Genomic DNA, 20,147 nt, shown 5'->3' with positions numbered 1-20,147 from the left:
GGTTACCGGTCAGTTGCGGTTGGGGTTGTCGGGGCGGCGGTCGTGGCGGTTCGGTACGCCGTCACCGTCGCGGTCTCGGTCTCGGCGGTCGCGGATGCCGTCACCATCGCGGTCCCAGCCGCCGCGGCGCATTTCCCAGCGGTCACCGTGCTGCTCCCAGCGGGGTTCGCGGTATGCGTAGCCGGGGCGGGCCTTCACCCAGTAGCCCTGCATCCACACGTGGCGGTTGCCACGCCATTCCCAGTGGCCGGGCACCCATGCCATGCCGCGGCGGGGGTGCGGCGCGACTTCGTGGCGGGGTGGTGGTGGGGGGCCGTACTGGACCAGGACGGGCGCGCCGTGGACCACGACGGGCGCACCTGAGTGGTACTGGTGCTGCCCCGATTGAAAGACAACAGTGGCACTGTTTTGTGCTTGCGCTACCGTTGCGGCGCCCAGCGACAACAGGGCGATGGAAACAGCGGCGAGTGCATTACGGGCCATGACGATCTCCTCAAAATGATTCCTTGCGGAACCGAGGACTTCATAGTGCTCAACTTGCGTCAAGCCGGTGTAGTCCATTTGCGAAGTCTTGTGAAGTTGTGTTTCCTGTCTCGGGCTGCAGCACGGGCAGCGTGAACCACGTCACGCTGCGGGTTTGTGCAGTGCACCCACCGTGCGCGCTAGCGCCACCACACCAGTGCGGCCACCGCCATCAACGGCACCCACGCGGGGTGCCTGCCGCGTGTGGCGTAGAACACCAGCAGGCCGCTGGCCAGGGTGGCCACGCCCGCCACATCGGCCACCCACGCGGCCAGTGCGGCGTCGGTCCAGGGCGAGGTGCCCAGGCGCCACAGCAGTGCGCTCAAGGCCAGGCCCAGCACCGTGGCCAGATGCCACGTGCCCCAGAGAATGCGCACCTGAGGCTCGCGCAGCACGGGGCGGCCCGCAGTGGGCACCACGCCCCGCGTTCGCAGGCTGCGAAACACCATGATCTCGCCCAGCACCGAGTGCGCCAGGGCCACCACGGCCAGCACCCCGGCCGCCACAATGAAGAGGATGTTCATGAAGCGGTCTTTCGTGAGTCCGGCGTGAAAACGGTGGACGGCGTTGGCGGCGGAGGCTGCGCTGCGCACAGCGCCAGCGCAGGCGGCAGCACCAGCCAGAAGCCGGACGGCGGCATCAGCACGATGCCCAGCAATGCCAGCGCCAACAAACCAAAGCCCAGCGGGCGCTGCGTGGCGGCGGCCGCTGCTCCGCCATGGCGTTCGAGCTGCAGCACGACCCAGGCCAGCAGCGCAAACAGAACGCCGAACAGGACGAACCACACCACGGCGCCCAGCAGCGGGTCGTTCCGGACGCTGGCGAAAACGCCGCGCCGCAGGATTTCGCGCAGGGGCTCGGTGAACACCACGAACGCATAGCCCATGTGCAGGGCCGCCACGGCCAGCAGCCATGGGCCCTTCCAGCGGTGGCGCAGCGAGGGTTGCACGGGGCCGTCAGCGGCGAGTGGTGGTGACATGTGCGTGGCCTGTAGTGAGGGGAAGGCTGTGGACCCAGGGGTTGGTGGTGCGCACCTGCGCGCCCAGGCGCGTGAGCAGGTGCATCAGCCCCATCCACAGGCGCTCGAACGACGGCATCTCGGGCGGCACGCCCGCCATGTGGCGGCCGAGCACGCGCTGCTGTTCGGCGGTGGGCATCGGCGGCGGCTGCTTGTGGCGGAAGTCGAAGACCTCGGCAGTGAAGGGCTCCAGCTGCCAGTCCTGCATCCCTGCCAGCAGCGGCATGGTGGCGCTGAACTCCTGTGCACTCAGGCCACTGCCGACCAACCCCAGCGACTGGTAGGCCTGCAGCACCTGCAGGTCCCGCGCGGCGCTGGCAGGCTGCAGCAGCGCCGACCAGGCCTGTTGCACGCCGGCGCGAAATGCGGGTGACAGCGCGCGCGTGCAGCCGAAGTCCAGCACGCCCAGGTGGCAGTCGCCATCGCCCACCGGCATGAAGAGAAAGTTGCCCGGGTGCGGGTCGGCGTGCACGCGTCCCAGCGCAAAGATGCAGTGCAGGTACCAGTCCCACAGCCGCTGCCCGGCCTGGTTGCGCTGCGCCTGCGTGGGGCCGGTGGCCAGCCAGGCATCGAGGTGCAGGCCGGGCAGGTGCTGCTGCGTGAGCACCTGGGCGCGCGTGTGCGACGCGATGGGCAGCGCCATCACCACGCCAGGCCAGGCAGCGTGCTGGGCAAACCAGGCCAGCTCTTCGGCCTCTTGCAGATAGTCCACCTCGCGCAGCAGTGTGGCCTCGATCTCGTCCATCACGCCGTCCACGATGCCTGCGGCGGGCAGGGGCATGTCGGTGTGCGCCAGCGCCCTGAGCGCGGTGCGCATCAGCTGCATGTCGCTGGCGATGGTGGCGGCGATGCCCGGGTACTGCACCTTCACCGCCACCGCCCCGTGGCCCGCCAACTGGGCGTGGTGCACCTGGCCCAGGCTGGCCGCGGCAAACGCCGTGGGCTCGAAGTGGTCGAACAGCGCCTCGGGCTCTTGCCCGAACGCCTGGCGGAACACGCGGCCCACCAGCGCGCGGTTCAGCGGCAGCGCCTGGTGCTGGCCGCGCGCCAGCTCGCGGCGCACGCCCTCGGGCAGCAGGCTGGGGTGCATGCTGAGCATCTGCGACACCTTGAGGGCGGTGCCGCGCAGCTGGCCCAGCGCGCCGAACAGGATGCGGCCCAGCGCCGCTTCATGGTCGGCCTGCGCCTGCTCGGACGGCGCGCGCACGCTGTGCCCGATGCGTGCCAGGCCGATGCGCGCCGCGGCCACGCTGGTGATGGCGCCGCGCGCCAGGCGGCTGGTGCGGGGCGGGGTGTTGCGGGCCATGTCAGTGCCCGGTGCGTGTGGGTACGGCCGCCACGCGACGCAGCATGCTCCGCACGATGGCGCAGTGGAACGGCGTGATGACCGCCATGTAGGCATGGCCCAGCGTGTTGTGGATGTGCACCACGGTGCTGAGCACCAGCATGGGCTGCCCGGCCACGAGCCGCTTGCACAGCGACACCTGCACATCGAGGTGCTTGTCGTCCTGGCCCATCACCACCTCGCGCTCGCCCAGGTGGCGCAGGATGAAGATGCCCACGCGGTCGCCCTGGCGGTAGCTGGCGGCGTTGCGCGGGTCGGCGTGTGGGCCGCTGCGCTGGTCGTGCACATCGTGCAGCTGGCCCACGTCTTTGAGGCCCACCAGCCGCACCAGCCGGTTGCGCACCGCCATGAGCGCGCGCGTCCAGTGGGGTGTGCGCGCCACCATGTCGAGCCATGCCTGCAGCGCGCTGGCGTTGGGGTGCGGGTCGGGTGTCTGGTATGCGTCGGCGTACTGCGCGCCGGGCAGGGCGGCGTGGATCACGGTGCCTTCGGGCAGGGGCACCGCGTGCACGGTGCGCAGAGTGGCGGTTGTGCTCATGGTGCGGCCTTGCGGGTGCGGCGGACTGGGGCGGCGGCGGTTGCAGGGGCAACGTCTGCCGGGGTGGCTGCCGCGGGTGACGGGCCACCGGCCTTGGTGCGCGCCTTGCGGGGCTTCGGCTCGGCAGCCGTCTCGGGTGGAGGCGGCGCTGCGGGCGCCGTGGCAGCTGCGCGGCGCACGGGCACGGTGCCCATGTCGTCCAGCGTCTGCTGCGCCGCGCGCAGCACGCCCACCAGCCCGCTGCCGCGCTGCATGAAGCGCGCCATCTGGCTGCGCAGCACAAAGCCGCCCAGCTGCAGCGCCCGGCCCACCAGCCCTGTGCGCAGCGTCAGCACCAGCACCCCCAGCGACAGGTCCACCAGCTGCGTGGTGTCGGCAAAGCCGTCGGACTCGTCGGCCAGCCAGTAGGCCACCACACCGCCCAGGTAGTCGGTGTACAGCCCACCCGCCAGGCCCTTGAAGTCGCAGGGCTCGATCTCGCCGCTGGCCTCCGCGGCCTCCAGAAAGCTCGCCACCGCATCGCGCAGCGCGGCACGCGCCGGCAGGGGCTCGGCCATCAGCGCCAGCGGCGAGCGCCGGGCCACCTTGTGCATCTCGGCCACGAACTCGCGGTCGGCCAGCAGGCGCTCCAGCACCGCGTCCGTCAGGCGCTGCAGCTTTTCCTGCAGGCTGTAGCTCGCGAACCCGGGCGCTTGCAGCGTGTCGGCCAGCGACGCATGCACCACCTCGTCCAGGTACCCCAGCGCAATGCGGTCCTTGGTGGGGAAGTACTTGTAGATCGTGGCGTCGCCAATGCCGGCAGCGCGGGCGATGTCCTTCATCGTCGTGCCGTCGAACCCCTGGCGGGTCATCAGGTCCACCGCGCTGGCCACGATCTGGCGGCGGGTGGCGTCTTGCTGCTGGCGGGTGGTTTTCATTTGCTATCTTTAAATTCGTCGAATTGACGATTTAAAGAATAGTGGATTCACATTAAAGAGTCAACAGCGCCCGAAATGGGCATCCAGTGCTGTCAGAACCAGCGTTTTGAGCATCGTTTTGCCCTCTACCGCCGACTGGTAAAGCGCAAGAAGCTATTAAAAATATAGCAAACGTAGTGTCTGACCTGTGGTCCCCGCCGTGCGACGCTCACTACCCCCATAAACCGGCGCGCCCCCACGCCAATGCACCCGTGGAACCGGCTCTGCCGGGCCACCGGGTGCGTCCCCCTGCGGGGGAAGCGGCGCAGCCGCTCAGGGGGACTACCAATCCTTCCCGTGGAACCGGCTCTGCCGGGCCACCGGGCGCGTCCCCCTGTGGGGCGCGGCGCAGCCGCTCAGGGGGACTACCAATCCTTCCCGTGGAAACGGCTCTGCCGGGCCACCGGGTGCATCCCCCTCGGGGGGAAGGCGCGCAGCGGCTCAGGGGGGCAACTCTTCATAGGGGCAATCTGCGCATTCCAGTGAACGCCTCGAACTCCCAGCTGCGCATCGCCAGCAGCAGCGTGTAGCCCTCCAGCTCGCGCGGCGGCAGCTTCTGGTCGGCCAGGTGCTGCTGCGCAAAGTCCTGCGCCACGCGCTGCATGCGTTCCATGAAGGCGGGGGCCAGGCCCCGGCTGATGGTGCCGTGCACCAGCAGCACGCCTTCGCCCGATCCGTCGAAGCCGCCCGCAAAGTAGTCGAGCAGCGCGTGCTCCCGAAAGTAGTTCATCACCGGGCCGTGGGGCCGCCAGCGGAAGGTCTTGGCGAGCTTGAGGCGGTAGCGGTTCAGCGGCCGCAGCTCGATGATGCCGATGCGGTCGAGCTGCGCCAGGTACTTGATGCCTTCGGCCTCGGACAGGCGGTAGGTGGTGGTCACCTGCTCCAGCGTCCACTGGCTCAGCACGCAAATGGCCATCAGCAGCAGCTTCTTGTCCGCGACCACAGCGCGCTCCTGCTCCTGCGTCAGTTCCTTGAGCAGGGGCTGGCTCTCGGCCACGCGGCGCGCCAGGTCGGCAAAGTCCAGCGCCAGCGCGCGGCAGATGGCGTCGATGCGCGACAGGGGCATGTCGCCCTTGGCCAGCATGCGCTTGACGCTGGATTCGGCCATGCCCAGCGCCACGGCCAGGTCGGCGTAAGTCATCTGGGCGCTTTTGAGTTCTTTCTTCAGCGCGGTGACGAGATCGGCGGTAGTGCTCATGGGTCAGTGTCCTCCTGGGTATCGATTATCAATACCCAGAGTGGTCGGGGTGGCGCCTTGCGCGACTTTTGGGTGGGTGGCGGGGCAGGGCTCCCGACACTGCGCTCCATCTCGTTCACCCAACCCCTGAAAGACGGTCCCGCATGTCCCCCTCCTACCTGTCATCCCCCGCGCGCAGGCCCGGCCTGTCGCGCACCGAAGCGGCCCTGCTAGGGCTTGCCATGCTGCTGGCGGCGCTGGCGCTGTTCGGCCCGGTGCTGCCCGCCAGCGTGCACCAGCACGACTTTGCCGACCAGCGCCTGCTGTGGGGCATCCCTTGCGCGCTCGATGTGCTGAGCAACCTGCCGTTCGCCGCCGCGGGCGTGTGGGGCCTGTGGTGGCTGCGCGGTGTGGAGCGGCGCGCCATCGACGGTGCCTCCCGCGCTGGCGCACACCTCTTCTTCGCCGGCCTGGTGTTCACGGCCATCGGCTCCACGCTGTACCACCTGCTGCCCAACGATGCGGGCCTGCTGTGGGACCGGCTGGGCATGGTGCTGCCCTTCGCGGGCCTGCTGGGCCTGGCCGCAGCGGGCCGGGTGAGCAGCCGCGCTGGCTGGGCCGCGATGGGCGCGGTGCTGCTGGCGGGCCCTGCCGCCGTGCTGTGGTGGTGGCACACCGCCAACCTGCTGCCCTGGGCGGTGGTGCAGTTGGGCGGCATGCTGGTCGTGCTGGTGCTGGCCCTGCTGCCCCGGCGCGCGGGCACGCTGCCGGTGCACCTGGGGGCGGTGATCGCGATGTATGGGCTGGCCAAGCTCTTTGAAGCGGCCGACCACGCGGTGTTCGACGCCACGGCGCAATGGGTGTCGGGCCACAGCCTCAAGCACGTGCTGGCTGCGGGTGCAGCCTGGCCGGTGCTGATGGCGGTGGAGGCTTTGCGCCACAAAGCAACGACCGGCACCATGTTCATCATCCGCACCGGGCAGAATGGCGCCCACACCGTGGGTGTCGCGCGCACTGTGCGCGCCGGTACCTGCCAGAACACGGCCACTGCCCCTGTCGCCGCGACAGGAGCAGCTGCCACCGCCGACCCATCGGCTACGAGGAGAAACGCATGACCCCCGCCGAGTCCACCGCATCGAGCGTGCCCCCTGCGCAGGCCGCAGGCCACCCCGCCCACGGGCATAACGGGCAACATGGGCCACAGGGTCATGAGGACCCGAACCAGTTCGCGCTGCTGCGCCAGCGGCGCTTCGCCCCGTTCTTCTGGACGCAGTTCTCCGGCGCGGCCAACGACAACCTCTTCAAGTTCGCCTTCACCGTGATGGTGACCTACCAGCTCAGCGTGGGCTGGCTGCCGCCCGCGATGGCGGGGCTGGTGATCGGCGCGCTGTTCATCCTGCCGTTCCTGCTGTTCTCGGCCACATCGGGCCAGCTGACCGACAAGTACGACAAGACGAAGATGATCCGCTTCGTGAAGAACCTGGAAATCGCCATCATGCTGGTGGCGGCCGCCGGGTTCGTTGCGGGCAACGTGCCCATCCTGCTGCTGTGCACCTTCCTGATGGGCGTGCACTCCACGCTGTTCGGGCCGGTCAAGTTCGCCTACATGCCCCAGGTGCTGAGCGAGCGCGAGCTCACCGGCGGCAACGGCATGGTCGAGATGGGCACCTTCGTGGCCATCTTGCTGGGCAACGTGGCGGGCGGCCTGCTGGTGGCGCTGCCCGGCATCGGCCACACGACGGTGGCCATCGCCTGTGTGGCGCTGGCGCTGGTGGGGCGGGTGGTGGCGCAGTTCATCCCGTCGGTGCCGGCCACCGACCCGGGCCTCACCATCAACTGGAACCCTTTCACCGAAACCTGGCGCAACCTGCAGCTGGCGCGGCAGAACGTCGTGGTGTTCCGCTCGCTCTTGGGCATCAGCTGGATGTGGTTCTTCGGTGCGGTGTTTCTGAGCCAGTTTCCAAGCTTGGCCAAGGAGGTGCTGCACGGCAACGAGCAGGTGGCATCGCTGCTCTTGGTGGTGTTCTCCATCGGCATCGGCATCGGCTCGCTGCTGTGCGAGGTGCTCTCGCGCCGCCATGTCGAGATCGGCCTGGTGCCGCTTGGGGCCATCGGCATGAGCGTGTTCTCCATCGACCTGTACTTCGCGTCGCGCAGCCTGCCTGCGTCCGAGATCATGGGCCTGGCCACGTTCTTGTCGCAAAGCCAGCACTGGCGCGTGATGATCGACCTGGCCCTGCTGAGCCTGTTCGCCGGCCTGTACAGCGTGCCCATGTACGCGCTGATCCAGATGCGCAGCCAGCCCACGCACCGGGCGCGGATCATCGCGGCCAACAACATCCTGAATGCGCTGTTCATGATCGGCAGCTCGCTGATCGCCGGGGCCCTGCTGGGCGCGGGCTTCACGGTGCCGCAGATCTTTTTGTTCACCGGCCTGGCCAACGCGGTGGTGGCGTTCTACATCTTCATGCTGGTGCCCGAGTACCTGCTGCGCTTCGTGGCCTGGGTGTCCTCGCGCTTCGTGTACCGCTTCAAGGTGCACGGCGACCAGCACCTGCCCACCACCGGCGCGGCCATCCTGGCGTGCAACCACGTGAGCTTCATCGACGCGGTGCTGCTCATGGCCGCCAGCCCGCGCCCCATCTACTTCGTGATGGACCACCGCATCTTCCGCGTGCCGGTACTGGGCTGGCTGTTCCGTCTGGCCAAGGCGATCCCGATCGCGCCGTACAAGGAAGACCCCGCGACCTACGACGCGGCCTTCGAGCGCGCGGCCCAGGTGCTGCGTGAGGGCGATCTGCTGGCCATCTTCCCGGAGGGCGGCATCACCAAGGACGGCCAGCTGCAGGAGTTCAAGGGCGGCATCATGAAGATCATCGAGCGTGCGCGCGAAGAGGGCGTCGAGGCGCCCGTGATTCCCATGGCGCTGACCAACCTGTGGGGCTCGTATTTCAGCCGCATCGAAAAAGGCGGCGCCATGGTGCGGCCGTTCCGCCGCGGGTTCTACAGCCGCGTGGGCTTGAATGTGGGTGCGCCCATCGCTGCGCGCGACGTACAGCCGGCCACGCTGCGCGAGCAGGTGGCGCGCCTGCTCTGAGCCTGGTTTGCCGTCAACGGACCGCACCCGCGCCCACGGTGGGCATGCGGGCCGCGGTCACGCTCACTCCGCCTTGATGTTCGCGCGCTGCGCAATCGCGCGCATGCGCGGCAACTCGTCCTCGATCTGGGCCTGCACCGCGTCGCCGCTGGCGTAGGCCTGCTCCAGCCCGCTGGCGATGAGCTTGCTGCGGATCTCTGCATCGGCCATGGTCTCGGCCAGCGCCTTGCCCAGCTTGGCCTTGGCATCGGCGGGCAGGCCGCGCGGCGCCACCACCGCCAGCCACGAGTCCGCGGCAAAGCCCGCAAAGCCGCTTTCGGCCACCGTGGGCACATCGGGCAGCTGCGTGGCCCGCGTGGCGCCGGTGACCACGATGGGCTTGATCTTGCCGCCCTTGAGCTGCGGTAGCGCGGCGGCCACCGTGTCGATGGTGAACGGAATCTGCCCGCCGATCAAATCGCTCATGGCGGGCGCGCTGCCGCGGTAGGGCACGTGCATCAGCTTGACGCCGGTGGCCGACCACATCAGCTCGGCCGCGAAGTGGCCCGTAGTGCCGCTGCCGAACGAGCCGTACGAGAACTTGTCGGGCGCGCGGTTCACCGCGGCGATCAGCTGCTTCAGGTTGCTCACCGGCGCATCGCGGTGGGCCAGCAAAATCAGCGGCACGCGCGCCACCATGCCCACGTGCTCGAAGCTCTTGACCGGGTCGTAGGGCAGCTTGTTGTTGAGCGCCGGATTGACGGTGAAGGTGGAGCCCGAGCTGATCAGCAGGGTGTAGCCGTCCGCCGGTGCATTGGCCACGAACGATGCGCCCACGATGGTGCCCGCGCCCGCCTTGTTTTCGATCACCACGGCCTGGCCCAGGCGCTCGCCCAGCTTCTTGCTGATGAGCCGGCCCACGATGTCCACCGCGCCGCCCGGCGGGAAGGGCACGATGAGCTGGACGGGTTTGGCGGGGTAGCCGTCTGCGCGGGCCAGGGGCGATAGACCCAGGCCTGCGGTGGCTGCGATCGCAGCGATGGACAGGGCGACGCCAGTGCGTCGCGTCAGAGGCAAGCGGTTCATTCGGCGATCCTTCGGATGAGGGCTGGTTGTGTTCAGCCATTGCTACCTGCGGACAGGGTCCAGGATGCGCCAGTCTTCGTTTCGCTCTGGCGGCCCGCCAGGGCCTGTCGCTACCACGGAAGTTCGATCAGCCGCCATGGACCCAGGAAGGCCCGGTGCCATGGCGGTGGGACCCGGCGGCGTGCTCGGGTCCGAGGGAATGCAAAGGCGAAAAAGGAGAGGCGCTCAGATCAACGACAGCCCGGCCAGCCGGCACAGGCGTTGCTGCTCCGTCTCCTCGCGCGGCGCGTCAGCCGTTGCGAAAAAGAAAGCTGTAGGCGTTGAGCGCCGGCACCCCTCCCAGGTGCGCGTACAGAACGCGAGAGCCTTCGGGGAATTCGCCCTTGCGCACCATGTCGATCATGCCGTGCATGGACTTGCCTTCGTACACCGGGTCGGTGAGCATGCCTTCCTGGCGCGCGCACAGGCGGATGGCTTCGAGCGTGCCCTCGTTGGGCAAGCCGTACTCGGGGCCGCCGTAGCGCGTGTCCAGCACCACGTCCTCGGCCGTGATCTCCTGGCCCAGCTCCACCAGCTTGGCCGTGTTCTGTGCGATGCGCAGCACCTGGGCATGCGTCTTTTCGGGCTTGGCCGAGGCGTCGATGCCGATCACCTTGCGCGCGCGGCCGTCGGCCGCAAAGCCCACCACCATGCCGGCCTGCGTGCTGCCCGTGACCGAGCACACGACGATGTAGTCGAACTGGAAGCCCAGCTCTTTTTCTTGCTGGCGCACTTCTTCGGCAAAGCCCACGAAGCCCAGGCCGCCGTACGGGTGCTCGGAGCACCCGGCCGGGATGGGGAAGGGCTTGCCGCCGGCCTTCTTCACGTCTTCCATGGCCTGCTCCCAGCTGGGGCGGATGCCGATGTCGAAGCCCGCTGCGTCCAGGCGCACGTCAGCGCCCATGATGCGGCTCATCTCGATGTTGCCCACGCGGTCGTACACCGCGTCGGAGTAGTTGACCCAGTTCTCCTGCACCAGCACGCACTTCATGCCCAGGTGCGCGGCCACCGCGGCCACCTGGCGCGTCTGGTTGGACTGGATGCCGCCGATGGAGACCAGCGTGTCGTAGCCGCCCGCAATCGCCTCGGGGATGAGGTATTCGAGCTTGCGCGTCTTGTTGCCGCCAAAGGCCAGGCCCGAGTTGCAGTCCTCGCGCTTGGCGTACAGGTGCACCTTGCCGCCCAGGTGGGCCGACAGGCGCGGCAGCGCGGTGATGGGCGAGGGCCCGAAGGTGAGCGGATGGCGGGCGAATTTCTGCAGGTTCATGGCGGTTTCCTCAAGCGGTGATGGGGCGCAGACCGGGGCGTCTGCCGTGCATCCATCGTAGGAAAACACGCACCTAACGGGGTTGTGAACTCTGCGTGAAATTTGGCGTTTTGATGCTGCTCAATGAATAATGGATGATGGAAATTTTGGTGATGAACAAATGAGCGCAACAAAAGTTCGTGCAAAGAATGTGGATGCCATGGAGGAAACGCTGGAGGCCCTGGACCGCACCGACAAGGCCATCCTGCGGCTGCTGCAGCGCGACGCATCGCTGTCGAACGTGGCGCTGGCCGCCAAAGTGCACCTGAGCCCGCCCGCCTGCCTGCGCCGCGTGGAGCGGCTCAAGCGCCTGGGGCTGATCGACAAGGTGGTGGCGCTGCTCAGCCCTCGCGCGGTGGGCGCGGGCATGCTGGTGATGATCGGCGTGGTGCTGGACCGCTCCACACCCGACTCGTTCGCGGCGTTCGAGAAGGCCGCGGCCAAGGTGTCCGGCTGCATGGAATGCCATGTGGTCACCGGCGAGTTCGACTACTTCATGCTGGTGCGCACGCGCGACAACGACAGCTTCAACCGCCTGCACGCCGAGCAGCTGCTGTACCTGCCGGGCGTGCGCCAGGTGCGGTCGTTCATGGTGCTGCGCAATGTGCTGTCGACGACGGAGTTGCCGCTGGCGGTGTGATTCGCCAACTCGCGCTGCCAGAGTTCTCCCCCCAAAAAACAATACCGTTCGGGCTGAGCCTGTCGAAGCCTAGCGCGGCGCTTCGACAGGCTCAGCGTGAACGGGTAGTGGTGTTCTGGGATTGTTGCGGCAATCGGAAGGCCTCAGCGCGCTGACTCCCGCGCGCGCCCCGTCAGCCGGGCCCACACCGCCCCACCGAACACATTCACCACCAGCCCCGCCATCAGCAGCCCCGCGCCCGCAAAGTGCACCGGCTGCAGCGCCTCGCCAAACACCAGCCAGCCCGTGGTCAGCCCCACCACCGGCACCAGCAGTGTGAAGGGTGCCACGCGGTTCACGGGGTAGCGCGACATGAGGTACGTCCACAGCCCGAAGCCCAGCAGCGTGGAGATCCACGCGATGTACGCCACTGCGGCCATCGACTTCCAAGACAGGTGCTGCACGGCCGCCAGCACCGCGCCGGGCCCGTCGATCCACAGCGACAGCGCCACGAAGGGCAGGGGCGCCACCAGGCTGGACCACACGATGAAGGCGAACTGGTTCATCGGCCCATGCCGGCCCACGGCGCGCGTCACGATATTGCCGCAGCCCCACATCGCCGCCGCCGCCACGGTGAGCGCAAACCCCGCCAGTGGCATGGACGCGCCGTGCGCGCTGCCGATCAGCACCAGCCCCACGGCCGCCAGCGCCAGGCCCGCCACCTGGTTGCCGTGCCACGGCTCGCGCAGCCACCACGCGGCCAGCAGCAAGGTGAAGAACGACTGCGCCTGCAGCACCAGCGACGCCAGGCCCGAGGGCATGCCGATGTGGATGGCGGTGAACAGCAGCGCGAACTGGGCCACCGCCATCGTCATGCCGTACAGCAGGTACAGGCGCAGCGGCACCTTGGGCGGCCGCACGAACAGCAACGCCGGGAAGGCCGCCAACAGGTAGCGCAGCGCGCCCAGCAGCATGGGCGGAATGTCGGCCACGCCCACCTTGATGACGGCGAAGTTCAGCCCCCAGACCACGATGACGAGCAAGGCCAGGCAGAGGTCGCGGGGGCGCAGGGAGGTGTTCATGGCAGGGTGGCAGCGGGGGCAGCAACAGCAACGGCAGCAGTGGCTGTGATTGTCCGACAGCCACGGGGCCCGCGCCGCGCGTGGCCGGCCGGATTTCGGTCAGAAACGGACACGCCCTGCACGTGCCCGGTGGGCGGTATCAGCCTGCCTCGACGGCGAAGCTCAGACCCGCGTTTGCCTGCAGCCGCGCGATCAGCGTATCGCCCATCGCGGGCGCCGTGGTCCAGATGCCGCCGGGGGTGTCCGGCGCGTCCTGCAGCAGGCACACGGCGGCCTCGGCGATCATCTTGGAGGTGGAGCCGTAGCCCGGGTCGCGGTCGCCCTTCACGCCCACGCGCAGGGTGTTGCCTGCCGCGTCGGTGCCGAGGAACAGCACGTCGTAGAAGCCCGCATCGCGCTCTTCGCGCGAGGGGCCTTCGCCGGGCTTGGGGCCCTTGTCGGAGCCGAGCGACTTGTCGCCCGCCACGGCGTTGGCGATCGCTTCGCCCTTTTCGCCGGTGCCGGTGATCAGCATCTCGTCGTAGACAAAATCGGCGCCGTAGGCGTGCTGCAGCAGGAAGTTGGAGCGGTGCACGTTGCGCGTGTTGATCGCGGCCATCACGAAGGGGGCGACCCACACACCCTCACCGCCCGGGCCTGCCAGGGCCTCGTCCAGCATGGGCTTGTGGCCGGTGGGCTGGCGCGGGCCTTCGAAGCCGGGCGTCAGCGAGAACGGGTTCTTGAGCAGGTCCAGCACGGCAGGGTTGCCGGCGGCGGCGGCCATGGTGGCCTTCAGGCTCGCCGCGGTGCCGCCCGAGAACGTGCCTTTCATCTTGCGCACCCGGCCGCGTACCCGCGGTGCGGGGTGGCCGAAGCGCTGGCCGAATTCCTTTTGCAGCAGGAACACGCCCAGGTCGAACGGGATGGAGTCGAACCCGCACGAGAACACGATGCGCGCGCCGCTGGCTTGGGCGGCGGCTTCGTGCGCATCGATCATCTGGCGCATCCAGGCGGGCTCGCCACACAGGTCCACATAGTCCACGCCGGCCGCGGCGCAGGCGGCCACGAGTTCGTTGCCGTACAGCTGGTAGGGGCCCACGGTGGTCAGCACCAGGCGGGTCTGGGCCATCAGGGCCTGCAGGCTGGCGGGGTCGGTGCTGTCGGTCACGATGAGCGGGGTGTCGGCAGGGGCGCCGACTTCGTCGCGCACGGCGGCCAGCTTGTCGGCGCTGCGCCCGCCCATGGCCCAGCGCAGGCCGCTGCCGGCGGGGTAGCGCTGCAGCAGGTATTCGACGACGAGGCGGCCGGTGAAGCCGGTGGCGCCGTGGACGACGATGTCAAAGGGTTTGGCGGTGGTCATGGGCGGTCTCCGTGCGGGCGTTGCAGCAGTCAAAGGCTGCGATTGTCAAAGACAAGCGGGTGCAGTGATGTCGCCCAGGTGCCCCGGTCCATGCGATGAAAGTATCGCCATTCGATACCAATGAGCCGGGCAGCCGCCACTGGCGCAACCCGTTGGCGGCGGCGGCGGGCGGGCGGGGCACTATCCGCTCCGTGTTCAACCACGGCCCTTTCAGGCCACCCCACTTGTATGTCGTCTTCTTCCACCCTCATCCAGCGTGACACCCGTGCTTGGCAGCTCCAGGTGTGGGTCTCGTTCGGCATCGCCGTCTTCCTGTGCGCCGTGGGGCTGGCCTGGCTGCCGGGCGAGCAGCTGGAGCAGGCGTTCATGGTGATGGGCTATGTGTTCTGTCTCTCGGCCGCGTTCGTACTGGCCAAGTTCGTGCGGGACAACGAGAGCGCCGCGCGGCGCGGCGCGGGCGACACACCGATGTGGAAGCTGGTGGTCTGGGGCGGCTTCGTGGTGGCCATGGGCCTCACCGGATGGGGCCTGTTCGGCATGGAGATCAACGTGACCTACAAGGCCTTTCTGGGCGTGAGCTGGCTGTACCTGATCACCACCGCGTTCACGCTGGCCAAGATGCTGCGCGACCGCCATGAGGCGGACCTGCTCGAAGCGCGCCTGCAAGGCCGCCGCGAAGCTGCCGCAGCACATCCTGCTACGTCTGGTAACAACGCCAGCTGAGTTTCCGGCGTCCGCCATGAAGCCATGGCGGATGCTCGGAGGTTGCCCTGAAAAATCCGGTGCTGCCGCGCTACTGCGCAGCACCTTCCGCGAGGAGTGAAACCATGAAGACATTGCCCAAGATCCTGACCCTTGCCCTGGCCGCCGGCCTGCTGTGCACGCTGGCTGCCCTGCCCGCACGGGCGCAGAGCGAGGCTTCGGCCGCGCTGTCGCTGCTGCCCATCGCGTCGGTGGTGGGCACGGCCTCGGTGGCGTCTGCCGCCGCTGGCGCGATCGTGACGGTGCCTGCTGCGCTGTCGGTCGCCGGTGCGGTGCTGACGGTGAAGACGGTGGAGGCATCGGCCACCGGCACGGTGTACCTGCTGGAGCGCGCATCGGACGGCGCCCGGGTCAGTGTCGAGGTGGCGGGCCGGGGCGTGGGCGCATCGGCCCATGGCGTGGGCACCGTGGTGACCTGCAGCGTGATCGGCACGGGTGTGGTCCTGTCGGTGGCTGGCGAGGCGATTGCCTTCGTGCCCAACGCCATCGGCCGTGCGCTGCTGCACAACGAGCGTCTGTAAGGGCTCCGCCATGAATATGCAGCTGATGACCGTGACGACCCCTGCGCAGGCCCGCGTGCGCTCTTCTTTCAACCCCGGCATGTGGGGCCTGGCCCTGCTGGCCGGCGCGGCCTTGCTGGCGGCGCCTGCGGCCCACGCGGGCCGCTCTTGCGAGGCCGCGAAGCCCGTGCCGGCCAAGGTGATCGAGCGCGGCATGCAACTGGCCCAGCAGACCTCGGCCGCGCTCGATGCCGAGCATGCCAAGTCCGGCGCGCAGGTGGTGGTGCTCGCCCGCGCCGGGCAGGATCTGAGCAAATACGGCCTGCGCTATTCGCACCTGGGCTGGGCGTACAAGACGCCCGAGGGCCCCTGGCGCGTGGCCCACAAGCTCAACGAATGCGGCACGGCCGTGGGTTATCTGTACCGCCAGGGTTTGGGCGAGTTCTTCTTGGACGACCTGTGGCGCTACGAGGCCGTCTACGCCGTGCCCACGCCCGAGGTGCAGCAGCGCCTGCTGGCCGTGCTGCAGGACACCGCCCGCACCAAGACGCTGCAGCACCCGCCCTACAGCATGGTCAGCTACGCGTGGGGCCGCAAGTACCAGCAGTCCAACCAGTGGGCGCTGGAGACCCTGGCCGTGGCCATGGAGCCCGCCACGGTGCGCAGCCGCGAGCAGGCGCAGGCCTGGCTGCAGTTCAAGGGCTATGAGCCCACCACGCTCAAGCTGGGGCCGCTCACCCGCATGGGCGGGCGCGTGGGCTCGGCCAACATCGCGTTCGACGACCATCCGAACGACAAACGCTTCTCGGACCGCATCGAGACCGTCACTGTCGATTCGGTGCTGGCGTGGCTGCAGCGTGCGCAGCTGGCGTCGGCCCCGGTGACCATCAAAAATTGAATGAAAAGTGCTGCTACCGCTTAATGGTCAAGCGCTGGCAGCTATCAAAAAAGAAGCGTTGCGCTTCAGGCACCCGTGAGGAGCAAACGACCATGAGCAAATCCCTGCGACTGTCGGAGAAGTGGTTTCGCCGCGGCCTGTGGCTGGTGGCGGTGGTGTTCGCCAGCTTCCTCATCGGTCTGGGCGGCACCATTGTGGGCGACCTGCCCAAGGTCGAGACCCCGCTGCAGGTGGACGACTTCCTCGACCGCGCTGCCGCCGAGAAGCTGCGCGCGCAGGTCAAGGAGGCGCGCCAGGCCGAGCAGGATGCGCAGACCGCGCTGGAGCAGGCGCAGCTGCAGCGCAGCAAGGCCCGCAGCGAGACCCAGGCCGCGCGCGAGACCTTCAACAACTGGCTCGCCACCCGCTCCGCCACCCAGCGCGCCGACCAGGACCCCGAGGTCATCGCCCGCACCCAGGCGCTCGATGGGCTCAAGCTCGCCGAGCGCGCCACGCAGCAGGCAGTGGAGCGGCAACAGCAGGCCGCGCTGGATGCGCGCCAGGGGGCCGCAGCCACGCAGGAGCGCCTGAACGCGATGGAGGCCGACGGCTACGTGAAGCTGGAGGCCGAGCGCCGCAAGGTCGACTTGCGCGTGTTCCTGTACCGCCTGGCGCTCACACTGCCGCTGCTGGTTGTTGCCGGCTGGCTGTTCGTGAAGAAGCGCAAGGGCACCTACTGGCCGTTCGTGTGGGGCTTCATCTTCTTCGCGCTGTTCGCGTTCTTCGTGGAGCTGGTGCCCTACCTGCCGAGCTACGGCGGCTATGTGCGTTACGTGGTGGGCATCGGCGTGACGGCGCTGGTGGGGCGCTACGCCATCCTGGCGCTCAACCGCTACCTGGAGCGCCAGAAGCAGGCCGAGGCCCTGCCCGACCAGGAGCGCCGCAAGGAACTGAGCTACGACCTCGCCCTGGCCCGCCTGGCCAAAAGCGTGTGCCCCGGCTGCGAGCGGCCGGTGGACCTGAAGAACGAGAAAATCGACTTTTGTCCGCACTGCGGCATCGGCCTGTTCGACCACTGCGGCACTTGCACCACACGCAAGAGCGCGTTTGCCAGGTTCTGCCATGCCTGCGGCAGCGGGGCAGGGGTCAAGCTGGCGCAGGAGTGAGGTGGCGGAGGTAGCGGCGACGCTACTTCGAGTGCGGAGAGGTTGGAGGGTTGTGGTTGGAAGAACGATGCGCCAATACCGGGGCTCCCCGCAAATGTTTGGTGCCCCAGGCCTGGGAATAGGCACGCTCTAAGCCAGAGCACCCGTGGAACCGGCTCCGCCGGGCCACTGGGTGCGTCCCCCTCAGGGGGAAGCCGCGCAGCGGCTCAGGGGGGAGCCGTCCCTACCCCACCACCACCCGGTTGCGCCCCTCGGCCTTGGCCCGGTACAGCGCGGTGTCGGCGGCCAGCAGCAGCACTTCCAGGTCGGCATCTCCACCCAGGGTGGCGCTGTGCACCAGCCCGATGCTCACCGTGGCGTGCTGCGGTGATCCCTGGCCTGTGGCGAAAGGCGCTTGCTCGACGGCGGTGCGCAGGCGCTCGGCGATGGCGTGCGCCTCGGCGGGTGACACGCCGGGCAGCACTGCGGCGAACTCCTGCCCGCCCATGCGGCCCAGCAGGTCCGCGGGGCGCAGCGCGATGGCCATGATCTTGGTGATGCCGACGAGCAACTGGTCGCCCGCGCTGTGCCCGTTCTGGTCGTTGACCTGCTTGAAGTGGTCCACGTCCAGCATCATCACCGCTGCGCCGGCGCAGCCGCGCTGGTGGCGCGCCACCAGTGGGTCGCCCTGCTTGAGCAGTGCGCGGCGCGCCAGCACGCCGGTCAGGTCGTCGTGGCGTTTGGCGTGGTCCATGCGGCGCAGCGCTTGTGCCCGGGCGGCGCTGGCGCAGGCCACGGCCAGCGGTCCCAGGGCCAGCAGCGTCACGCCCACGCGCAGCGAGAACACGTCGCCCGCATGGGCCGGCGTGAAGTTGAGCACCCCGGTGGCCACGCCCGCCATGGTCCACAGGCATACCACCAGCGACAGCAGGCTGGCGGTGAAGGTGCTGTAGCTCAGGGCGCACCACAGCAGCCCTGGCACGACAAAAGCCAGCATGCCGGGCCCGCCGATCACGGTGCGCACGCCTTCGGCCAGCAGCAGCGAGCTGACGGGCGCCACGCGCCAGAACATCGACGCCCACGCAGTGCTCGTTGCTGCGGTTGTGGCTGGAATCAGTGGCGCAGAGTCGTCGGCACGCGGGGCCGCCAGCACCACGGGCACGATCAGCATGTAGTTCATCAGCTCGGTGCTGAACCACAGCGACAGCAGGTCGGACCACGGCGCGTTGAAGTACACCGGTGCGGCGCCGCAACCCGCGAGCGCGCCCACGGCACTGGCCGTGAGGGCGGCCAGCAGCAGGTACAAGGCCGATACCGTGCGCCGCAGGCGCAGCGTGTTCTCGTCCAGCCGGCGCAGCACCAGCCAGCCGGCCGTGGCACTGAGCAAATTGGCCGCGTTGAGCCACAGCGCCATGCCCCATTGGCTGCCCGTGAGCAGGTCGGCCGCCACATAGCCCAGGCCTGCGGCGATCCATGCCGGGGGCCGCGCCAGAGTGGGGTAGCGCACCAGCAGGCCCAGCAGCAAGGCATTGGCCGGCCAGAAGGCCGACAGAAAGCCGATGGGCCGCGCGAAGATGCCCACCAGGCAGGCGCCGAAAACCAGCAGTCCCAGGCCGGACCAGACAAGCGCCGGTGACAGGGGCCGGGAGGGGGCAAGGGTGCGGAGCATGCGTGGAAATGGGGAGGGGCGCGGCAGGACGACGGCGTCCACTCGATTGTCTCTGTCGGCAGGCTTACAGACCATTTCTTCGCACCTATCAGAAACTTCTGTTGACATTCTCCAACAATATGTAACGTCAGTGTGGAGGGTCTGCAGGCGGTCGTCTTGCTGTGCTAGGTGCGCTGTCAGGTACGCGGCAATGTGCAAGCCAGCGGGGTGCGGCAGGCCTTCGCGCGGATGGTGCGCGGCGGCGGCTAGCGTCTGCGCCAGCGCTGCATCCAGTGGCGCCGCAGCACGCGCGCCACGCGCCAGGCCCACGACGCGCGGGCGCGCTCCAGCACCCGGTGCTTGAAGCCCATCCAGTGGGTGTAGGCCCAGGCAAACCAGCGCAGCTGCATCAGCGCGGGCTGGGTGAGGGTGAACAAACGCGCCACCACGGCCGTCCCCACCACCTTGGCCAGCGCAATCACCAGCATGCCCAGCACCACGTGCCCTTGCCCCATGGCCCACAGTGCCAGCAGCTTCACGGGCAGCAGCAAGGCAGTGGGCAGTGCGAACAGCGCCACCGCCGCCCAGGGCGGCCGGGACCGTACCCAGCCCTCGATCCAGCGCAGCCCCGGCCAGCGCCCGATGCGTGCCAGCAGGTGTTGCAGCGGCACCCAGCCCCATTCCTCGAACAGGATGACGAGCGCCAGCAGGCCGCTGACGAGGCCGGCCACCATGCGGCCGGGCCAGCGAAGCAATTGGTGCAGCAGGTTTGAAATGATGTTGGCCTCCAGCGCCAGGTGAGCCGGTCCCTGGTCGCTATGGTTGATGTGCCCGGTGGTGGGTTTGCCCCCCGGCGTGATGGGCGTGAAAGCCCCGCACACTCATGGACTGCGTTTGCGCAGCCAGCATACCGCTGTGGACGCAGCGGCTCCGGTGACTCTGGTTTGCGATTCTCTTGGTTGTCGAGGGCAGCTGAAGTATCCGCCAGCGATACCGCCAGACCCGTGCCATGCCACCGCCCCCGAAATGCCGCTGACATGCACCGCAGTGCGCCAATCATCGGTGCCACAAGCATGTGCTTGGTTTCCAAGGAGCCTTATGGGCTTGTTGTC

At 68.6% G+C, this 20,147-nt stretch carries 20 protein-coding genes; 7 read left to right on the top strand and 13 right to left on the bottom strand.

The window, feature by feature from the left end; genetic code table 11:
• Positions 1-9 precede the first annotated feature (9 nt).
• The 7 genes from ACSQ3N_RS23695 to ACSQ3N_RS23665 all read right to left on the bottom strand — a co-directional run bounded on the left by ACSQ3N_RS23695 (position 10) and on the right by ACSQ3N_RS23665 (position 5,577).
• Complete coding sequence (locus ACSQ3N_RS23695; RefSeq protein ID WP_056172626.1) at positions 10-483, bottom strand: YXWGXW repeat-containing protein; 474 nt, start codon at positions 481-483, stop codon at positions 10-12.
• 179 nt (positions 484-662) lie between these two features.
• Positions 663-1,046 (bottom strand): hypothetical protein, encoded by a 384-nt coding sequence (locus tag ACSQ3N_RS23690; protein WP_056172629.1) that lies wholly within the window; start codon positions 1,044-1,046, stop codon positions 663-665.
• Entirely contained in the window at positions 1,043-1,501 is a 459-nt protein-coding gene (locus ACSQ3N_RS23685; RefSeq protein WP_436147617.1) for a DUF6463 family protein, read from the bottom strand. The genes ACSQ3N_RS23690 and ACSQ3N_RS23685 overlap by 4 nt, the downstream gene beginning before the upstream one ends.
• Complete coding sequence (locus ACSQ3N_RS23680; RefSeq protein WP_436147616.1) at positions 1,479-2,846, bottom strand: ABC1 kinase family protein; 1,368 nt, start codon at positions 2,844-2,846, stop codon at positions 1,479-1,481. Before ACSQ3N_RS23680 ends, ACSQ3N_RS23685 begins: the two co-directional genes overlap by 23 nt.
• Before the next feature lies 1 nt (position 2,847).
• Entirely contained in the window at positions 2,848-3,423 is a 576-nt protein-coding gene (locus ACSQ3N_RS23675; RefSeq protein ID WP_436147615.1) for a DUF2867 domain-containing protein, read from the bottom strand.
• The gene (locus tag ACSQ3N_RS23670) at positions 3,420-4,340 is read right to left on the bottom strand and encodes a TetR/AcrR family transcriptional regulator (RefSeq protein ID WP_056172635.1); all 921 of its coding nucleotides are present in this window, start codon (positions 4,338-4,340) and stop codon (positions 3,420-3,422) included. The genes ACSQ3N_RS23675 and ACSQ3N_RS23670 overlap by 4 nt, the downstream gene beginning before the upstream one ends.
• Positions 4,341-4,836: 496 nt before the next feature.
• The gene (locus ACSQ3N_RS23665) at positions 4,837-5,577 is read right to left on the bottom strand and encodes a helix-turn-helix domain-containing protein (RefSeq protein WP_436147614.1); all 741 of its coding nucleotides are present in this window, start codon (positions 5,575-5,577) and stop codon (positions 4,837-4,839) included.
• Positions 5,578-5,720: 143 nt separating this feature from the next.
• On the opposite strand from ACSQ3N_RS23665, the gene ACSQ3N_RS23660 reads away from it, so the two are divergent.
• Both ACSQ3N_RS23660 and ACSQ3N_RS23655 read left to right on the top strand, forming a co-directional pair.
• Complete coding sequence (locus tag ACSQ3N_RS23660) at positions 5,721-6,671, top strand: hypothetical protein (RefSeq protein ID WP_436147613.1); 951 nt, start codon at positions 5,721-5,723, stop codon at positions 6,669-6,671.
• Positions 6,668-8,653: an MFS transporter gene (locus tag ACSQ3N_RS23655; protein ID WP_056172639.1), complete on the top strand. Its 1,986-nt coding sequence runs from the start codon at positions 6,668-6,670 to the stop codon at positions 8,651-8,653. Before ACSQ3N_RS23660 ends, ACSQ3N_RS23655 begins: the two co-directional genes overlap by 4 nt.
• 63 nt (positions 8,654-8,716) lie before the next feature.
• Here the strand turns inward: ACSQ3N_RS23655 and ACSQ3N_RS23650 are convergent, their stop codons facing one another.
• Positions 8,717-9,718, bottom strand: a complete 1,002-nt coding sequence (locus ACSQ3N_RS23650) for a Bug family tripartite tricarboxylate transporter substrate binding protein (protein ID WP_056172643.1) — start codon at positions 9,716-9,718, stop codon at positions 8,717-8,719.
• Positions 9,719-10,007: 289 nt separating this feature from the next.
• Complete coding sequence (locus tag ACSQ3N_RS23645) at positions 10,008-11,024, bottom strand: 1-aminocyclopropane-1-carboxylate deaminase (protein ID WP_056172646.1); 1,017 nt, start codon at positions 11,022-11,024, stop codon at positions 10,008-10,010.
• A gap of 160 nt (positions 11,025-11,184) precedes the next feature.
• On the opposite strand from ACSQ3N_RS23645, the gene ACSQ3N_RS23640 reads away from it, so the two are divergent.
• On the top strand, positions 11,185-11,703 hold the full coding sequence (locus tag ACSQ3N_RS23640) for an Lrp/AsnC family transcriptional regulator (protein WP_056172649.1): 519 nt from the start codon (positions 11,185-11,187) through the stop codon (positions 11,701-11,703).
• A 143-nt stretch (positions 11,704-11,846) separates the two neighbouring features.
• Here ACSQ3N_RS23640 and ACSQ3N_RS23635 read toward each other — a convergent pair whose 3' ends face one another.
• Together ACSQ3N_RS23635 and ACSQ3N_RS23630 are read right to left on the bottom strand one after the other, a co-directional pair.
• A complete protein-coding gene (locus ACSQ3N_RS23635) occupies positions 11,847-12,752 on the bottom strand; it encodes an EamA family transporter (RefSeq protein WP_200926966.1) in 906 nt (301 codons plus the stop codon).
• 151 nt (positions 12,753-12,903) lie between these two features.
• Positions 12,904-14,103, bottom strand: a complete 1,200-nt coding sequence (locus ACSQ3N_RS23630) for a saccharopine dehydrogenase family protein (RefSeq protein WP_436147612.1) — start codon at positions 14,101-14,103, stop codon at positions 12,904-12,906.
• Between the two features lie 228 nt (positions 14,104-14,331).
• On the opposite strand from ACSQ3N_RS23630, the gene ACSQ3N_RS23625 reads away from it, so the two are divergent.
• From ACSQ3N_RS23625 to ACSQ3N_RS23610, 4 genes are all read left to right on the top strand, one after another.
• Complete coding sequence (locus ACSQ3N_RS23625) at positions 14,332-14,826, top strand: YiaA/YiaB family inner membrane protein (protein ID WP_056420228.1); 495 nt, start codon at positions 14,332-14,334, stop codon at positions 14,824-14,826.
• A gap of 104 nt (positions 14,827-14,930) precedes the next feature.
• Positions 14,931-15,386 carry a hypothetical protein gene (locus ACSQ3N_RS23620; RefSeq protein ID WP_056172661.1) on the top strand — a complete coding sequence of 152 codons (456 nt, stop codon included), beginning with the start codon at positions 14,931-14,933 and terminating at the stop codon, positions 15,384-15,386.
• 79 nt (positions 15,387-15,465) lie between these two features.
• Positions 15,466-16,263 carry a DUF2145 domain-containing protein gene (locus ACSQ3N_RS23615; protein WP_436148003.1) on the top strand — a complete coding sequence of 266 codons (798 nt, stop codon included), beginning with the start codon at positions 15,466-15,468 and terminating at the stop codon, positions 16,261-16,263.
• 92 nt (positions 16,264-16,355) lie between these two features.
• Positions 16,356-17,408, top strand: coding sequence for a serine endopeptidase (locus tag ACSQ3N_RS23610; RefSeq protein WP_436147611.1), 1,053 nt, complete (start codon positions 16,356-16,358; stop codon positions 17,406-17,408).
• Between the two features lie 223 nt (positions 17,409-17,631).
• On the opposite strand, the gene ACSQ3N_RS23605 is transcribed toward ACSQ3N_RS23610, so the two are convergent.
• Positions 17,632-19,056, bottom strand: coding sequence for a diguanylate cyclase (locus ACSQ3N_RS23605; protein WP_436147610.1), 1,425 nt, complete (start codon positions 19,054-19,056; stop codon positions 17,632-17,634).
• 245 nt (positions 19,057-19,301) lie between these two features.
• The gene (locus tag ACSQ3N_RS23600; protein WP_436147609.1) at positions 19,302-19,916 is read right to left on the bottom strand and encodes a hypothetical protein; all 615 of its coding nucleotides are present in this window, start codon (positions 19,914-19,916) and stop codon (positions 19,302-19,304) included.
• Between the last annotated feature and the right edge of the window lie 231 nt (positions 19,917-20,147).

The sequence above is a fragment of the Acidovorax sp. LjRoot194 genome (assembly GCF_964253015.1).
In the GTDB taxonomy this organism is placed as follows: Bacteria; Pseudomonadota; Gammaproteobacteria; order Burkholderiales; family Burkholderiaceae_C; genus Acidovorax.
The sequence above is the reverse complement of the archived record's forward strand: the minus strand, read 5'-3'. Positions and strand labels throughout refer to the sequence as shown.

What these genes read in the sequence shown, in the direction of transcription:
- ACSQ3N_RS23690 (WP_056172629.1), bottom strand. Translation starts at nt 1,046, where the DNA reads ATGAACATCCTCTTCATTGTGGCGGCCGGGGTGCTGGCCGTGGTGGCC.
- ACSQ3N_RS23650 (WP_056172643.1), bottom strand. Translation starts at nt 9,718, where the DNA reads ATGAACCGCTTGCCTCTGACGCGACGCACTGGCGTCGCCCTGTCCATC.
- ACSQ3N_RS23625 (WP_056420228.1), top strand. Translation starts at nt 14,332, where the DNA reads ATGTCGTCTTCTTCCACCCTCATCCAGCGTGACACCCGTGCTTGGCAG.
- ACSQ3N_RS23655 (WP_056172639.1), top strand. Translation starts at nt 6,668, where the DNA reads ATGACCCCCGCCGAGTCCACCGCATCGAGCGTGCCCCCTGCGCAGGCC.
- ACSQ3N_RS23680 (WP_436147616.1), bottom strand. Translation starts at nt 2,846, where the DNA reads ATGGCCCGCAACACCCCGCCCCGCACCAGCCGCCTGGCGCGCGGCGCC.
- ACSQ3N_RS23675 (WP_436147615.1), bottom strand. Translation starts at nt 3,423, where the DNA reads ATGAGCACAACCGCCACTCTGCGCACCGTGCACGCGGTGCCCCTGCCC.
- ACSQ3N_RS23695 (WP_056172626.1), bottom strand. Translation starts at nt 483, where the DNA reads ATGGCCCGTAATGCACTCGCCGCTGTTTCCATCGCCCTGTTGTCGCTG.
- ACSQ3N_RS23645 (WP_056172646.1), bottom strand. Translation starts at nt 11,024, where the DNA reads ATGAACCTGCAGAAATTCGCCCGCCATCCGCTCACCTTCGGGCCCTCG.
- ACSQ3N_RS23640 (WP_056172649.1), top strand. Translation starts at nt 11,185, where the DNA reads ATGAGCGCAACAAAAGTTCGTGCAAAGAATGTGGATGCCATGGAGGAA.
- ACSQ3N_RS23630 (WP_436147612.1), bottom strand. Translation starts at nt 14,103, where the DNA reads ATGACCACCGCCAAACCCTTTGACATCGTCGTCCACGGCGCCACCGGC.
- ACSQ3N_RS23605 (WP_436147610.1), bottom strand. Translation starts at nt 19,056, where the DNA reads ATGCTCCGCACCCTTGCCCCCTCCCGGCCCCTGTCACCGGCGCTTGTC.
- ACSQ3N_RS23615 (WP_436148003.1), top strand. Translation starts at nt 15,466, where the DNA reads ATGTGGGGCCTGGCCCTGCTGGCCGGCGCGGCCTTGCTGGCGGCGCCT.
- ACSQ3N_RS23670 (WP_056172635.1), bottom strand. Translation starts at nt 4,340, where the DNA reads ATGAAAACCACCCGCCAGCAGCAAGACGCCACCCGCCGCCAGATCGTG.
- ACSQ3N_RS23610 (WP_436147611.1), top strand. Translation starts at nt 16,356, where the DNA reads ATGAGCAAATCCCTGCGACTGTCGGAGAAGTGGTTTCGCCGCGGCCTG.
- ACSQ3N_RS23685 (WP_436147617.1), bottom strand. Translation starts at nt 1,501, where the DNA reads ATGTCACCACCACTCGCCGCTGACGGCCCCGTGCAACCCTCGCTGCGC.
- ACSQ3N_RS23660 (WP_436147613.1), top strand. Translation starts at nt 5,721, where the DNA reads ATGTCCCCCTCCTACCTGTCATCCCCCGCGCGCAGGCCCGGCCTGTCG.
- ACSQ3N_RS23665 (WP_436147614.1), bottom strand. Translation starts at nt 5,577, where the DNA reads ATGAGCACTACCGCCGATCTCGTCACCGCGCTGAAGAAAGAACTCAAA.
- ACSQ3N_RS23620 (WP_056172661.1), top strand. Translation starts at nt 14,931, where the DNA reads ATGAAGACATTGCCCAAGATCCTGACCCTTGCCCTGGCCGCCGGCCTG.